We start from the raw sequence: 16,029 nt of genomic DNA on the forward strand, positions 1-16,029 counted from the left end.
GCGCCGCGCGCCCTCTCAGGCTCTTCTGGAGCACCATGAGCACTGCACAGGAACCGACCTCTGCGGTCCAGGATGAGCTCGCCGAGCTCGCCGGGCACGGCACGCCCGTCCACGGGACGCCGGAGAAGTACAAGGTCGCCATCGGGTCGAGCGTCGGGGCCACCGTCGAGACCTATGACTTCATCGGTTTCGGCACGGCGGCGTCGCTGTACCTCAACGAGGCCTTCTTCCCGGCGGTCAGCCCCGTCATCGGCCTGTTGGCCTCCTTCGCCACCCTGGGCATCGGCTTCGCCGTGCGCCCCATCGGCGGCATCATCGCCGGTCACCTCGGCGACCGCATCGGACGCAAGCCGATCCTCATCGCCTCGCTGCTCCTCATGGGCGGCGCGACGGTCGCCATCGGCTGCCTGCCGACCTACCACAGCGTGGGCATCCTCGCCCCGATCCTCCTGCTCGTCGTGCGCATCATCCAGGGCCTGGCCTTCGGAGGGGAGTGGGGCGGCGCCATCCTCATGACCTACGAGCACGCCCCGTGGTGCCGCAAGGGCCTCCTGACCGGCATCACGCAGGCGGGCTTCCCGTTCGGCCTGCTGCTGTCGACGATCGCCTTCCAGGCCTCCACGAGGCTGCCCGGCACCTGGGCCTGGCGCGTCCCCTTCCTGCTCAGCGCGATCCTCATCGTCGTCGGCATCGTCATCCGCACCCACGTCTCCGAGTCCCCCGAGTTCGAGGAGGTCAAGCAGGAGGGGCACATCGAGAAGAACCCCATCGACGCCTCGCTGCGCAACGACTGGCGGAACTTCCTCAAGGCCATGGGTCTGCGGATCGCCGAGACCGCCACCTACGCCGTGTCGATCACCTATGTGCTGTCCTACGTGAAGATGCACGCGCCCCAGAACGCGGGCCGCACCCTGCCGGCCCTGCTCATCGCGGCGGCCATCGGCCTGTTCGCCACGGTGGGCTGGGGCGCCCTGTCCGACCGGGTCGGGCGGCGCGGCCTCTACATCATGCTGTCGGTCATTGTCATCGCCTGGGGCTTCCCGCTGTTCCGCCTCGTGCAGGTGAGCTCCTTCGCCGTCCTGTTCGGCTGCATGGTCGTCAGCTACTGCGTCTGCCAGAACGGCATGGCCGGCATCCAGGGCGCCTGGTTCTCCGAGCTCTATCCGCCGGAGCGGCGTTCGGCCGGCGTCTCGCTGGCCTACCAGTTCTCGGCCGTCGTGTCGGGCTTCACGCCCTTCTTCTGCACCGCCCTCTTCGAGGCCCTCGACTGGAGGGGCCCGGCCCTGCTCATCGTCATCTACGGCGTCATCGGTCTCGTCTCGGCCCTCGCCACCCGCGAGACCTGGGGACCGCAGCGGCGCGAGGCCGTGCGCAGGCGCGCAGCAGCCGAGACCGCGGTCGCGGTGTAGGCGCCCGAGTGCACGCGGTGGGCCCGGCGCATGCGCCGGGCCCACCGCGTGCGATGCCGGTCGTGCGGTCAGACGGTGCCGTTGCCAGTGGCGCCATTGCCGTTCCCATCGCCCTCGGGGGCGGTGGAGCCGGTCTGGTCCTGACAGGGCTGATCGGTCGCGGCCGGGGACGGCTGGCTCTCCGGGGCGGCGTAGGGGTTGCCCGTGGGCTGGGCGTCCGCCGGGGCGGAGCCGTAGGGCTGGGCCGGGGCGGCGTAGGGGTTGCCGGTCGGCTGGGCCGGGGGCTGGTTCGAGGCCGGGGCCGTGTAGGGGCCGCTCGTGGGCTGGGCGTCCGCCGGGGCGGAGCCGTAGGGCTGGGCGTACGGGTTGCTCGTGGGCTGGGCGCCCGTCGGGGCGGAGCCGTAGCCGTAGGGCTGGGCGTACGGGTTGCCGGCGGGCTGGGCCGTCGGGGCGCCCCCGAACTGCTGGGTCTGGGGCTGCGCGTAGGGCTGGGTGGAGCCGTAGGGCTGTGCGTACGGATTGGGCAGTCCGGCGGCCTGACCGGCGGGGCCGAGCGGGTCGGGGCCGTAGACGTTCGGGCCGCGGTTGGGCTCCATGGCGCACAGGATGATCAGGACGATGCCGCCGATGCCGGCGAGGCCGCCGAGCAGGTAGAAGAGCAGGTAGGTGGCCGGCTTGCCGGTGTCGTGCAGGCGGCGGGCCCCCGCGGCCAGGAACGGGACGATGCCCGCCAGGAAGACGATGAAAAAGAGCACGAAGAGCAGGGCGGAGAACCCGGAGGGCTCGCCGTAGCGGCTCGCCGCGACGCTGGCGCTGAAGGTGACCCAGGCGAGGGTGAAGAGGATGGTGAGGATGCCCATGTAGAAGGCGAAGAACCACCAGTACTCGCTGCGGCTGGCGCGTCCGTTGAAGTCCGCGTACTTCTTGGTCAAACAGATCGTGACCGATTCGGTGAAACTCATGGACTCTCCTGTCCGTCGTGAGGGCTGACCCGACAGTATGGCACGGAGGGCGGGGCCAGGTCCACGGGTGTCCAGATCGTGCCCCCGGCCCTCACCAGATGCGGACACGCTCCTCGGGGTCGAGCCACATGCCGTCCCCGGGAGTCGTGCCGAAGGCCTCGTGGAAGGCGTCGACGTTGCGTGCCACCTGGTTGCAGCGGATCTCGTCGGGCGCGTGCGGGTCGGTGGCCAGTCGCTGGCGCAGCTGCTCGGGGCGCGAGAGGTCCTGCCACACCTGGGCCCAACCGAGGAAGAACCGCTGGGCGCCGGTGAGACCGTCGATCGGCTCGGGCTCGACGTCGCCGGTGGAGAGGAGCCAGGCCCGGTGGGCGATGGTCAGGCCGCCGAGATCGCCGATGTTCTCGCCGAGCGTCAGCTCGCCGTTGACGTGGACGTCGTCGACGCCCGCGGGCGACAGCGCGTCGTACTGGGCGACGAGCGCGCCGGTGCGGGCCCGGAAGGCCTCGCGGTCCTCGTCCGTCCACCAGTCGCGCAGGCGGCCCTCGCCATCGCAGGTGGAGCCCTGGTCGTCGAAGCCGTGCCCGATCTCGTGGCCGATCACCGCGCCGATGCCGCCGTAGTTCACCGCGTCGTCGGCCGCCGGGTTGAAGAAGGGCGGCTGGAGGATGGCGGCCGGGAAGACGATCTCGTTGCGCAGCGGGTGGTAGTAGGCGTTGACCGTCTGCGGGTACATGAGCCACTCCTCGCGGTCGACCGGGCCGGAGAGCTGCTCGATGGTGTGGTCGAACCCGAAGGACCAGGCGCGCAGCACATTGCCGACGAGATCGTCGGGGCGGATCTCGAGCGCCGAGTAGTCGCGCCAGCGGGACGGGTAGCCGATCTTGGCGCGGAAGCGGCTCAACTTGTCGAGGGCCTCGGTCCGGGTGGCCTCGGTCATCCAGTCGAGTTCGCCGATCGAGACGCGGTAGGCCTCGAGGAGGTTGGCGACGAGACGGTCGGCGGCGGTCTTCGTCTCGGGAGGGAAGTGCTCGGTGACGTAGCGGCGGCCGAGGGCCTCGCCGAGGACGCCCTCGGTGAGCGCGACGCCGCGCTTCCAGCGCGGCCGCTGGGTGGGAACGCCGCGCAGGGTCCTCGAGTAGAAGTCGAAGCCGGCGGTCACCAGTTCGCGCGTGAGGTAGGGGGTGAGGGCGTTGACGACCTGCCAGCGGGCCCAGCTGCGCCAGTCGTCGAGGCGTTCGGGCACGGCCAGCGCGGCGATGGCGGTCGGGACGGTGCGGTTGCAGTTCACGACCTCGGCGACCGAGGAGGCGGGCAGCCGGGCGCCCTCGAGGAAGGCGTCCCAGCACAGGGCCGGGCTCTCGGAGCAGAACTGCTCCCAGGTCTGGAGGTGGTACATCTCGACCATGTCGCGGGTGCGGACCTTGTCCCAGTGGCAGGCGGCGATCTCGCGCTCGAGCCCGTAGGCCGCCTCGGCCTGCGCCTCGGGCTCCGCGACGCCGGCCAGGGCGAGGCTGGTGGCGATGTGCGCGCGGTAGGCCTCGCGCAGTGCGGCGTGCTCGTCGAGGCGGTAGTACTCCTCGTCGGGCAGGCCGATGCCGGACTGGCCGACGAACATGAGGTAGCGGTCGGGGTCGCCCGGGTCGGAGTCGTTGTCGAGGTCGAGCGGCACGTCGATGCCGTGGCGCGCGCTCCAGCCCCAGAACCGGGCCAGGTCCTCGACGGAGTCGATGGCGTCGATGCGTTCGAGGATGGGGGCCAGGGGGGCGGTGCCGGCGGCCTCGACGGCGTCCTCGTCCATGAACGACGCGTAGAGGCTGGCGATGCGGCCCTCGTCGCTCGCGGGGTCGGCGTCGGCCGGCTGGGCCTCGATGATCTCGCGGACGGCCCTCTCGGAGTCCTCCCGGAGCTTGTCGAAGGCGCCCCAGGAGCCGCGGTCGGCGGGGATCTCGGCGGTGGCCAGCCAGGTTCCGTTGACATGGCGGAACAGGTTCTGGACGGCGGGCACGTCCCGGTCGAAGTCCTCGAAGTGGAATGCCGGTTCAGTCACGGGGAGCAAGGGTACCCGTCGACGGCCCGTCCCTCACAGCAGCCAGCTGTCAGTGCCGGCGATGAGCCGGGCGAGGGCCTCGTCGTCGTCCGGCTCGCCGGCGCGGGTCGCCCGGGCTCGACGGATCCGCTCGCGGACCCGGTCGTCGTGGGCGGGGCGCGCCACGTCGCGGAAGATCCCCATCGCCGTTCGTCCCGTCGCCCCGGACGTCGTGAGACGGCTCAGCGCGAAGGCCCGGCTCGGGTCGTCGAGGGTCGGGTCGTGGACGAGCACGGCGCCGGGGCCCGTCTCGGCGACCTCCGCGACCCGGACCCCGCCGTTCCCGTCGGCGACGACCCCCAAGTGGTCGTCGTGGCCGAAGCGGATCGGCTCACCGGGCCGCAACGGGATGAGCGCCTCGACGCTCCCCGGTCCGCGCAGCGCCGCATGAGCCCCGTCGTTGAAGACCACGCAGTTCTGGTAGATCTCCACGAGGGACGCCCCGCGGTGCCGCGCCGCCGACTCGAGCACCGCCGCCAGGGTCGACCGGTCGCAGTCCATGGTCCGCGCCACGAAGGTGGCCCCGGCCCCGAGCGCCAGGCTCACCGGGTTGAGCGGGGCATCGGGCGAGCCGTCCGGGCTCGACTTCGTCACCGTGCCGACCGGCGAGGTGGGGGAGTACTGGCCCTTCGTCAGCCCGTAGATACGGTTGTTGAGGAGCAGGATCGTGAGGTTCACGTTGCGGCGCAGCGCGTGCACGAGATGATTCGCACCGATCGACAGGGCGTCTCCGTCGCCGGTCACGACGAAGACAGCCAGGTCCTCGCGCGTGATGGCCAGACCCGTGGCCAGCGTGGGGGCGCGTCCGTGGATCGTGTGCATGCCGTAGCAGTTCATGTAGTAGGGCAGGCGGCTGGAGCAGCCGATGCCTGAGATGACGACCGTGTTCTCGCGTCTGACCCCGAGCCGCGGCAGCACCGACTGGAGGGTCGACAGGATCGCGTGGTCGCCGCACCCGGGGCACCAGCGCACCTCCTCGTCGGAGGCGAAATCGGTGCGACTGGTCGGTTCGACGGCCCGCGGCACCCCCGCCAGGCCGTCGGGGCCCGGGCGCGCGCCCGCCGGTCTCGTCGTGGTCCGCTGCCGTGCGGCGCCGCTCATCGATGGTCCTCCTCGGTGCTCTCCCCGTCGACGGCCCCCGCCGGGTCGTCGAGCCCGTCGATCTGCCGGGCCAGGCGGTCGGTCAGCTCGTCCAGGCCGAGCGGCTGCCCGCGCACCTGCGTGACACTGCGCGCGTCGACGAGGTATCGGGCGCGCAGGATCGTCGCGAACTGGCCGAGGTTCGCCTCGGGGACGACGACCCGCTCGTAGCCGCGCAGCACCCGGCCGAGGTTGGCGGGCAGCGGGTTCAGCGTGCGCACCTGCACCCGGGCGATGTCCGCGCCCGCCGCGCGCAGCCGCTGCACGGCGGCGGTGATCGAGCCCCACGCCGAGCCCCAGCCGACGACGAGCACCCTGGCACCGCCGCTCGGGTCGTCCACCTCGACGTCGGGCACCGGGATGCCGGCGATGCGCCGCGCCCTCGTGCGGACCATCTGCTCGTGGTTGAGGGGGGAGTAGGTGACGGTGCCGGCCTCGATCGACTTCTCGAGCCCTCCCAGCCGGTGCTCGGCGCCCGGCGTGCCGGGCACCGCCCAGTCGCGGACCAGCGTCCGCGGATCGCGCCGGTACGGCAGGTGGACCGGCTCGCCCCTGTCGTCGGTGCCGTTGGGCCCGGTGGCCAAGTGGGAGTCGATCGGCGGGATCTCCGACAGGTCGGGCAGGAGCCACGGCTCGGCGCCGTTGGCGAGGAGGGCGTCGGACAGCATGACGACGGGCGTGCGGTACTCGACCGCCATGCGGCAGGCCGTCACGGCCACGTCGAAGCAGTCCGAGGGCGAGGCGGCGGCCACGACCGGCAGCGGCGACTCGCCGTTGCGGCCCCACATGGCCTGCAGCAGGTCGCCCTGCTCGGTCTTGGTGGGCATGCCGGTCGACGGGCCGGCCCGCTGGACGTCGACGATGACGAGCGGCAGCTCGATCATGACGGCGAGGTTGATCATCTCCTGCTTCAGCGCGAAGCCCGGGCCCGAGGTGGTGGTGACGCCCAGCGAACCGCCGAAACTCGCGCCGAGGGCCGCGCCGACGCCGGCGATCTCATCCTCGGCCTGGAAGGTGATGACCCCGTGCGAGGCCTGCCGGCTCAACTCGTGCAGCAGCTCGGAGGCCGGGGTGATCGGGTACGAGCCGACGAACAGCCGCAGCCCCGCGCGGTGGGCCCCGACCATGAGTCCGTAGGCGGTGGCGGTGTTCCCTGTGATCTGACGGTAGCGCCCGCTCCGCAGCGGCGCCGGCGCCACCTCGTAGCGCACCGCGAACAGCTCGGCGGTCTCGCCGTAGTTCGCACCGGCGCGCAGGGCCGCGATGTCGGCGTCACGGAGGGCGGGTCTGTCCGCGAATCGACGGTCGAGCCAGGAGACGGTCTCGTCGACCGGACGCGAGTACAACCAGCTGACGAGGCCCAGCGCGAACATGGCGCGGCAGCGCCGGGCGTCCTTGCGGCCCAGGCCGAGGGGCTCGACGGCTGCGATGGTCAGCGCGGTCATGTCCACGCGGATGACCCGGAGGGCGTCCAGTGAGCCGTCTTCGAGGGGGCCGTCCCGGTAACCGGCCCGGCGCAGGTCGCGGGCGCCGAAACCGTGGTCGTCCACGATGACGAGTCCGTCGCGCCTCACGTCGGCGACGTTGGCCCGCAGCGCTGCGGCATTCATGGCGACGAGCGCGTCGAGGTGCTCGCCCGGGGACGTGACTTCGCGGTCCGCGAACTGGATCTGGAAGCTGCTGACGCCGGCGACCGTGCCCTGCGGGGCGCGGATCTCGGCCGGGTAGCTGGGCAGGGTCGCGATGTCGTTGCCCAGTTCCGCCGAGTCCGTGCCGAAGCGCCCGCCGGTCAGTTGCACGCCGTCGCCCGAGTCGCCCGCGAAGCGGATGACGACGCGGTCGACCCGCCGGGTCGGGGCGCTCGTGCGATCGGTGCTCATGTCTGGTCCTCACTGCCCCGGCGCGTCGTCGTCCGTGGCCTTCTCCGCGGGGACGACGGCCTGCCGCGCATCTTCCACGGTAGTGGCGACGCACTTTCCGCGGTAGGGGCGTCGGACGGTTCGCCCCCGTGCCCCGACGGGGCGGAACGCTACGCTGAGGGCATGTCTTCCGCGGCCCCGGGCGCGTTCGCCCCAGCGCGGCGCCTCGGCGCCGATCTCGCCGCGGCCGCCCGCGCGGGCCCCGTCCGACGCGGCTTCTACGGCACCGCGCTCATCGCCGTCGGGGCGCTGAGCCCGGCCTACCTGCCGCGCAGTTCGCCGTGGTGGCGGATGCTCGCGTCCCTGCGCCTGGAGGGCTCGCTGTCGAAGCTCGTCGGCACCGTCGTGACGATGGCGGGCCTCCTGCTGGTGATGAGCGCCTGGTTCTCGCTGCGGCCGCTGCGCTCGGCCCAGGCCCGAACCCGCCGCGGCCCGCAGGTCTACCGGCACGTCAAGCACTGGGCCGTGCTCGCCATCTGGTCGTTCCCGTTCCTGCTCGCCCCGCCCATCTTCAGCCACGACGCCTACTCGTACGCGGCGCAGGGCTGGCTCGTGCACAACGGCATCAACCCGTACTACTCGGGGCCCGGGGTCCTGCCCGGCGCCTTCGCCGACCAGGTCTCGTGGGTCTGGCGCGACACCCCGAGCCCGTACGGGCCGCTGTCGATGCAGCTCTCGCACCTGCTGCTGCACGTCTTCGGGTTCGACCCGTACTGGTCGGCCGTCGCCCAGCGCGTCCCGGCCCTCGTCGGCGTCGTCCTCATCTGCGTCTGCCTGCCGCGCATCTCGCTGCGGCTGCACATCGACCCGGCCTTCACCGCCTGGTTCGGCACCCTCAACCCGCTGTTCATCATCGACTTCGTGGGCGGGGGCCACAACGACGCGCTCATGATGGGCCTGGTCGTCCTCGGCCTGTGGCTCGCCACCGTGCCGCCGCGCCGGCGCACACCGCAGACCAGGCGTCGCGGCTGGGCCGACGGCGGCTGGTGGTGGCTGCTCGGCGCGGCGGCCTGCGGCGTCGGCGCCGCCATCAAGCAGCCGGCCCTCCTGGCCGCCTACGTCGTGCCGATGCTGGCCCGCCGCTGGTCGGGGCGGGGCCTGCGCGAGGGCCTCGTCGCGGTCTCGCGCATCCTCGTCTCGATGCTCGTCGCGATCGGCGTCTTCGCCGGCATCAGCCTCCTGACCGGCCTCGACTTCGGCTGGTACAACGCGGTGAGCGTGCCCGGCAGCTCGAACTCGCCCGCCCCCTCGACGATCGTCGGCGAGCTCGTCCGGCTCGGCCTGCGCCTGGTCGGCGTGACGACCGGACGCACCGCGGTCGACGTCAGCCACACCGTCTTCGTGGGCCTCGGCATCGTGCTGCTGGCCGTCGCCGCTCTCACGGTGGCCCGACGCAGACCCGCCACCTTCGTCTCGTGGGGCTATCTCATCGCCGCCATGACCAGCCCCGCCCTGCACTCCTGGTACATGCTCTGGGGAGGGCTGACACTGCCGCTGGCGCGCCCCAGCTCGCGTCAGGTCTCGATCGCGATCTGGGTGAACTTCGCCCTGCTCGGCTACGACGCCGTCGACATGAGCCTGCGCAACAACGGCCTGGCGATCTCGATCGCCGCCGTCATCGCCTTCCTCTTCATGACGTGGTCGCACATCTCCTCGGTGAGGGTGCCCAGCCACCTGCCCGAGACCGCGGCGCACCTCGTGGTGCGGAGGGCCGATCCGGGCCGCTGAGGCCGCCCGGCCCGCCGGGTCAGGGCCGGGGCAGGGAGTCGACGTCGTACTCGACGACGACGGGGCAGTGGTCGCTCACGCGGGCCGAGGGGTCGGCGTCCCGCTCGGTCGTGGCGCTCACGGCCGTCCTCGGCGACGACAGCACGTCGGACCCGTTGCCGAGCAATAAAGTAAAAACTTGCACGGACACTGACGAGCGACGGGAGGCCCCTGGTGCCGAACCCACTGCTTGTTCGTCGGCCGGACCGCCACCTCCTGGGACTGCGCCGGGAGCCCCGCCAGCACATTCATTGCACGCTACGGCTACCCCGGAACGCGGCAGTTCAGTGGTACTGCGCCAACGCCAGGCAGGCTAGTGCCGCCGCTGTTTCCGCAGTGCCGCAGGACGAAAATGTCAGTGCCCACACATACTCTGGTCTGTTCACCTGGACAGCGGGAGGAGGCGGCTCATGGCAGCACCACAGCTGACACTTGCCGTGCTACGGGCCGGGCAGCACCTGCGGGGGCTGGTGCCCGGCCAGGCGGCCACTGTGGTCGCCGTCGATCCCATCGAGACCGGACTGGTCGAGGTGTTCTACCGCGACGAGGTAGGCCACAGCGGCTCCCGCTTGGTGAGCGACGCCGACGTAGCCGGTTTGGTCGAGGTCTCCGACGAAGACGCTGCACCTGCCTTCGACGCCGACCCGGACGATTTCAAGCTGGCCGCTGAGGCGTTGCGCATCAAGTACGCCGCCCTCTACGACCCGATGGCTGCTGTCAACAGTTCCGACGTCGATCCGCTGCCGCACCAGATCAGGGCGGTCTACGAGGAGATGCTGCCGCGCATCCCACTGCGTTTCCTGCTCGCCGACGACCCGGGCGCCGGGAAGACGATCATGGCCGGGCTCTACATCAAGGAGCTCGTCCTGCGCTCGGACTGCGAGCGGGCCGTCGTCGTCGCCCCGGGCGGCCTGGTCGAGCAGTGGCGGGAGGAGCTGGCTACCAAGTTCGACCTGCGGTTCGAGGTGTTCAACAGGCAGATGGTCGACGACGCCCAGGGCCGCAACGTCTTCGCCGAGCACGATTACCTCATCGTCCGGATGGACCAGGTCTCCCGCAGCGAGGAACTCATGGAGCAGCTCGGCGACGTCACCTGGGAGGTCGCCGTCGTTGACGAGGCCCACCGGATGAGCGCTCACTACTCGTCGTGGGCGGGCGAGGTGACCGAGACGAAGCGTTTCCAGTTGGGCCGCCTGCTGTCGGAGACAGCCCACAACTACCTGCTCATGACCGCGACCCCGCACGCCGGCAAGGAGGAGGACTTCCAGCTGTTCATGTCGCTGCTGGACCGTGACCGGTTCGAGGGGAAGTTCCGCGAGGGCGTCCACCGAACCGACACGACCGGCCTCATGCGCCGCATGATCAAGGAGGACTTGCTGACCTTCGAGGGCAAGCCGTTGTTCCCGGAGCGCCGCGCCTACACCATCACCTACGAGCTGAGCCCTGCCGAACGTGACCTCTACGAGCAGGTCACCGACTACGTTCGCACCGAGATGGGCCGGGCCGAACGCATATCGCAGGCCGGCGACCGCAAACGAGGCAACAACGTCGGGTTCGCCCTCACCGTGCTGCAACGTCGCCTCGCCTCCAGCCCCGAGGCCATCCTGCGGTCCCTGGAACGCCGCCAGGCCCGGCTGGAGGCCAGGCTGCGGGAAGTCCGGCGCGCCGCCGATGACACCTACCTGGTCAGCCCGTTCGAAACCTCCCTGCCCGAGCTGTCGGCCGAGGACTTCGAGGACGCCGACGAGGAGACCACCTGGGAGGAGCGGGCCGCCTTCGAGGCGCGCGTCGACGAGGTCGTCGACCTGGCTACCGCGGCCCAGACTATCGACGAACTGTGGGCAGAGATCGTCATCCTCGAGGACCTCATCGCGACCGCACGCAGGGTCCGGCTCCTCGACGACGACAAGAAGTGGGCCGAATTGCGCACCATTCTCGACGAGCAGTTGCTCGCCCGCGGTGGGGTGCCGCGCAAGATCATCATCTTCACCGAGCACCGCGACACCCTCGAATACCTGCGCGCCCGGATCACCACCCAGCTCGGCCGTGCTGACGCCGTCGTCACCATTCACGGCGGTACTCGCCGCGAGGACCGCAAGGCTGCCTGCGAGCAATTCTCCCACGATCCCAACGCCGTGGTGCTGCTGGCAACCGACGCCGCTGGCGAGGGTCTGAACCTGCACCGCGCTCACCTCATGGTCGACTACGACCTTCCGTGGAATCCGAACCGCATCGAGCAGCGTTTCGGCCGTATTCATCGCATCGGCCAGCGCGAGGTTTGCCACCTGTGGAACTTGGTGGCCTCCGGTACCCGCGAAGGCGACGTTTTCACCCGGCTGCTGTCCAAGATCGACCAGATGTCGGTGGCCTACAACGGCAACCTGTTCAACGTGCTCGGCGACTCGAACGCCTTTCAGGAGCGCTCCCTGCGCGACTTGCTCATCGAGGCCATCCGCTACGGCGACCAGCCTCAGGTCAAGACCAAGCTCGACCGCATCATCGACGCCGGGGTCTCGACCGGGCTGAGCGAGATGATGCACGAGCGGGCCCTGCACCCGGAGATGTTCAACTCCCTCGACCTGGAGGCGGTGCGTTCCCGCATTGAGCTGGCCCGCGAGCGGCGCCTTCAGCCCGGCTACATCGCCGCCTTCCTCCTGCCCGCCTTTGAACGCCTCGGCGGCCGTATCCGCCGCCGCGAGGCCGGCCGCTGGGAGATCACCAGGGTCCCCGACCGCCTCGTCGAGGCGGCCAGGCGGGCCAACCGCTGGGCGCCGGTCGCCGACGCCTACGAGCGGGTCACCTTCCACCTCGACCGCACCCGCCCCGACGGTCTCGCACCAGCGACGCTCATCGCGCCGGGGCACCCGCTGCTGAATGCAGTGATCGAGGCGACCATCGCCGACCTCGGTGACACGCTGGCCAGCGGCACAGTGCTTGTCGACCGCCGTGACACCCAGGCGGGCACGCCGATGCTCCTCTACACCGTCGAGCAGCGCATTCATAACGTCACCGAGCACGCCGACACCGTCTCGCACCACTTCGACTACCCGCTGCTCGCCCCGGACGGTACGGTCACCGTCTCGCCTGTCCCGCCCTACCTGGACTACGACCGCCCGCTGCCCGCCGAACGCGAGGCCGTCGAACGGATCGCAGCCGACCAGTGGGTGCGTCAACGCCACGACAAGACTGTTCGCGTCCGCGCCTACCGCGACGGCCTCCAGCCGCGGCTGGACGAGGTGCAGGCCCGGCTGGGCGCCGAGACCGAGCGCACCAGGGCCCAGGTGTCCCAGCGTCTGCTGGCCGAGATCAACCACTGGGAGGCCGAGTACACCCGGCTGGACGCCCTGGAGCGTTCCGGCACGTTCGGTAGGGTCAAGGCCGAGACGGCCAGGGCCAGGGCAGGCCAGCTCGAGGAACGCCTGGCGCACCGCCTGCGGGAGCTCGACCAGGCCACCCGGCTGGTCGCCGTGCCGCCGCTGCTGCGCGGCACGGCGCTGGTCGTGCCCTCGAACTCCTTGACCCCGGAGGGTGCCGGCACCTACGGCCGTGACACCGAGCTGGTGGAGCGCCGGGCCGTGGAGGCCGTTCTGGCCGCAGAGCGGGCACTCGGCCGGGTGCCGGAGGAGATGCCCCGCAACAACCCCGGCTACGACATCCGCTCCACCGGCCGGGACGGGTTCATCCGCTACGTCGAGGTCAAGGGGCGCATCGCCGGCGCCGAGACGTTCACCGCCACGACGAACGAGGTCACCTTCGCCCAGACCCAGGGCATGCGCCACCGCTTGGCGTTGGTCGAGGTCTCATCCGACGAGCCTGACAATGACCGGCTGCGCTACGTCAGCGACGCCTTCGCCCACCTCGACCCGTCGGTTACCACCCGCTCCTACAACGAGGACTGGGGCGACTACTGGAACCGGGGAGTACCACCCCGATGAGCAGCATCCCTTCATTACCCGCATCGATGAAAGCAGCCCAGTGACCAAGAAGAAACTCATCGAGACGTCCCTGCCGCTCGAGGTCATCAATGCCGCCTCCGTCCGGGAGAAGTCCATCCGGCACGGGCACCCGTCCACCCTGCACCTGTACTGGTCGCGCAAACCATTGGCCACCGCCCGGGCTGTGCTCTTCGCCCAACTCGTCGACGACCCGGCCTCCCGGCCCGACGAGTTCCCGACCGTCGAGGCCCAGGACGCCGAACGCGCCCGGCTGCATGCGTTGATGGGGAAGCTCGTCGTATGGGAGAACAGCCTCGACGAGAACCTGCTGGGCCAGGCCCGCGACGAGATCCGCAAGAGCAACAGCGGCAAGCTGCCAGCAGTGCTCGACCCCTTCGCAGGCGGTGGCTCCATCCCGCTGGAGGCCCAGCGCTTGGGGTTGGAGGCCCATGCTAGTGACCTCAACCCGCTGGCAGTACTCATCAACAAGGCGCTCATCGAGATCCCGCCCAGGTTCGCCGGACGCACGCCGGTGCATCCCGGTGGTAATGACCAAGCCACCTACCAGCGCGCAGAGGGTTTGGCTGAGGACGTTCGCTACTACGGTCAGTGGCTGCGCGACGAGGCGGAACGTCGCATCGGGCATCTGTATCCCAAAGCCACCGCACCCGACGGTACGGAACACACCGTCATCGCATGGAAATGGGCTCGCACGGTGAAGAGCCCCAACCCCGCCAACCCCATCGAGGTGCCCTTGGTCAACTCGTGGTGGCTGAGCAAGAAGAAGGGCAAGGAGGCCTGGGTGAAAACCACAATCCAAGGCGGGCAGGTGCACTACGAGGTAGTGCATGACGCGAACGGGCCAACAGGTGATGACGAGTGGACCATTAAACACGGCAAAGGCGCCAAGGCGGTGGGCGACAGCACTCCCTTCGACTACGACTACATTCGGGAAGAGGGTATCAACGGCAGAACCGGCTCGCATCTCATCGGGATCGTAGCGGAGAACCAACGTGGAAGACTGTATTTGTCGCCTTCTCTCGAACATGTCAACGCGGCGCAGATTCCCAGGCTCGAAGTGGATGAAGACGGGGATATCGCCACTAATCCCCGCTGGTTCTCACCACCCGCATACGGCATGACCAAGTTCTCGAACCTATTCACGAACCGGCAACTCGTCGCTATGACCACTCTCAGTGATCTGGTCACCGAGGCCCGCGAGCGGGTGCTGGCCGATGCCCTGGCCACTGGCCTGCCCAAAGGTGATCGACTGGAAGACGGCGGCTCGGGTGCCCGAGCCTATGCCGATGCGGTGGCCACCTATTTGGCCTTGGGGGTGAGTCGAACTGTTGACTACAGCAACGCCATGTGCAGTTGGCATAATACGGGCGAGAAAATGCGAAATATATTTTCTCGTCAGGCAATCCCCATGGTGTGGGACTATGCAGAGGTCAATCCGTTCTCGGATTCTTCAGGCAATTTTTTGGGCCAGGTTGAGTGGGTTGTCAAGGTACTGGAACGCACGCCCACCAGCGCTGAAGGAACTGCCGATCAGGGCAGCGCATCGGAGCGCGATTACGGCGATCTGGTGATTTCCACAGACCCGCCGTATTACGACAACATCGGCTATTCGGACCTGTCCGATTTCTTCTATGTCTGGTTGCGGCGTAGCCTGCGTGATGTTCACCCGCAGGTGGTGGGTACCATGCTCACCCCCAAGGCCGAAGAGCTGGTCGCCAACCCGTACCGCCATGACGGCAGGGCCGGGGCAGAACGGTTTTTCGTCGATGGTTTCAACTCGGTCTTCCACAAGATTCGGCAGGGTGCCCGCCCTGATGTCCCCATGACGGTCTATTACGCCTATAAGCAACAGGAGGCCAAGGTGGATGGCGCCACTTCGACCGGATGGCACACCCTGCTGGATGGATTGATCAACGCCGGGTGGGAGATCACTGCCACTTGGCCGATGCGCAGCGAACTGTCCAATCGGATGCTGTCACAAGGAACCAATGCCTTGGCGTCCTCGATCGTTCTCGCTTGCCGTCCGCGTCCAGCAGATGCTCAAACCACCACCCGTCGTGCCTTCGTCGCCCGGCTCAAGTCCGAGCTGCCTGAGGCGCTGCGCACCCTCATGCAGGGCGCCATCGCCCCTGTCGACCTGGCCCAGGCGGCGATCGGCCCCGGGATCTCGGTGTTCTCCCGCTATACGCGGGTCCGGGAGGCCGACGGCTCGGACATGAGCGTGCGCGACGCGCTGCTGCTGATCAATGCGACCCTCGACGAGGTGCTGGGTGAGCAGGAGTCCGACTTCGACCCCGACACCCGGTTCGCCGTCACGTGGTATCGCAGCTACGGCTGGAGTGCCGAGAGTTCGGGCACCGCTGACCAGCTGTCCCGCGCGACCGACACGTCGCTCGGTGAACTGGAACGCGGCGGCATCTTCGAGGCCAAGGGCGGCAAGGCGCGGCTGCTGTCACCCGAGGAACTCGACGGCGCCTGGGATCCTGCCCTGGACAACCGGCTCAGCGTCTGGGAGGCAACGGTACGGCTGGCTGCCATCATGGGCGGGCAGGGCGCCGACAAGGTCGCCGAACTCCTGGCCGAGGTGTGCTCGCGCCTCGACTTGGACGCCGTCAAGGAGCTGGGCTTCCTGTTGTTCCACGAGGCGGAGAAGAAGGGCCAGGCCAAGGACGCCCTACTGTTCAACGGCTTGGTCAGCGCTTGGGGCGACGTCACCGATCAGGCCCGCCGTATCGACCCCGGCGCCCGCTCGACGCAGGAGGCCTTCGACTTCGAGGATGAGGAGTGAAC

8 protein-coding genes are annotated in these 16,029 nt (G+C 69.6%); 4 read left to right on the forward strand and 4 right to left on the reverse strand.

What is annotated here, in order from left to right; genetic code table 11:
- Window positions 1-35: 35 nt before the first annotated feature.
- A complete protein-coding gene (locus tag EGX94_RS09405) occupies window positions 36-1,409 on the forward strand; it encodes an MFS transporter (RefSeq protein WP_043122680.1) in 1,374 nt (457 codons plus the stop codon).
- Between the two features lie 68 nt (window positions 1,410-1,477).
- Here EGX94_RS09405 and EGX94_RS09410 read toward each other — a convergent pair whose 3' ends face one another.
- From EGX94_RS09410 to EGX94_RS09425, 4 genes are all read right to left on the reverse strand, one after another.
- Window positions 1,478-2,371, reverse strand: a complete 894-nt coding sequence (locus EGX94_RS09410) for a DUF805 domain-containing protein (protein WP_021798332.1) — start codon at window positions 2,369-2,371, stop codon at window positions 1,478-1,480.
- A gap of 91 nt (window positions 2,372-2,462) precedes the next feature.
- Entirely contained in the window at window positions 2,463-4,418 is a 1,956-nt protein-coding gene (locus EGX94_RS09415) for a M13 family metallopeptidase (protein ID WP_021798345.1), read from the reverse strand.
- 33 nt (window positions 4,419-4,451) lie between these two features.
- The gene (locus EGX94_RS09420; protein ID WP_021798337.1) at window positions 4,452-5,558 is read right to left on the reverse strand and encodes a 2-oxoacid:ferredoxin oxidoreductase subunit beta; all 1,107 of its coding nucleotides are present in this window, start codon (window positions 5,556-5,558) and stop codon (window positions 4,452-4,454) included.
- Entirely contained in the window at window positions 5,555-7,477 is a 1,923-nt protein-coding gene (locus EGX94_RS09425; RefSeq protein WP_021798350.1) for a 2-oxoacid:acceptor oxidoreductase subunit alpha, read from the reverse strand. The genes EGX94_RS09420 and EGX94_RS09425 overlap by 4 nt, the downstream gene beginning before the upstream one ends.
- Window positions 7,478-7,639: 162 nt before the next feature.
- On the opposite strand from EGX94_RS09425, the gene mptB reads away from it, so the two are divergent.
- The 3 genes from mptB to EGX94_RS09440 all read left to right on the forward strand — a co-directional run bounded on the left by mptB (window position 7,640) and on the right by EGX94_RS09440 (window position 16,027).
- Window positions 7,640-9,244, forward strand: coding sequence for a polyprenol phosphomannose-dependent alpha 1,6 mannosyltransferase MptB (mptB, locus tag EGX94_RS09430; protein ID WP_021798339.1), 1,605 nt, complete (start codon window positions 7,640-7,642; stop codon window positions 9,242-9,244).
- A 449-nt stretch (window positions 9,245-9,693) separates the two neighbouring features.
- A complete protein-coding gene (locus EGX94_RS09435; protein ID WP_021798333.1) occupies window positions 9,694-13,218 on the forward strand; it encodes a helicase-related protein in 3,525 nt (1,174 codons plus the stop codon).
- Window positions 13,219-13,258: 40 nt separating this feature from the next.
- Entirely contained in the window at window positions 13,259-16,027 is a 2,769-nt protein-coding gene (locus EGX94_RS09440; RefSeq protein ID WP_021798335.1) for a DUF1156 domain-containing protein, read from the forward strand.
- Window positions 16,028-16,029: the final 2 nt, after the last annotated feature.

It is taken from the genome of Propionibacterium acidifaciens, from assembly GCF_003798325.1.
GTDB classification, from domain to species: Bacteria; Actinomycetota; Actinomycetes; order Propionibacteriales; family Propionibacteriaceae; genus Propionibacterium; species Propionibacterium acidifaciens.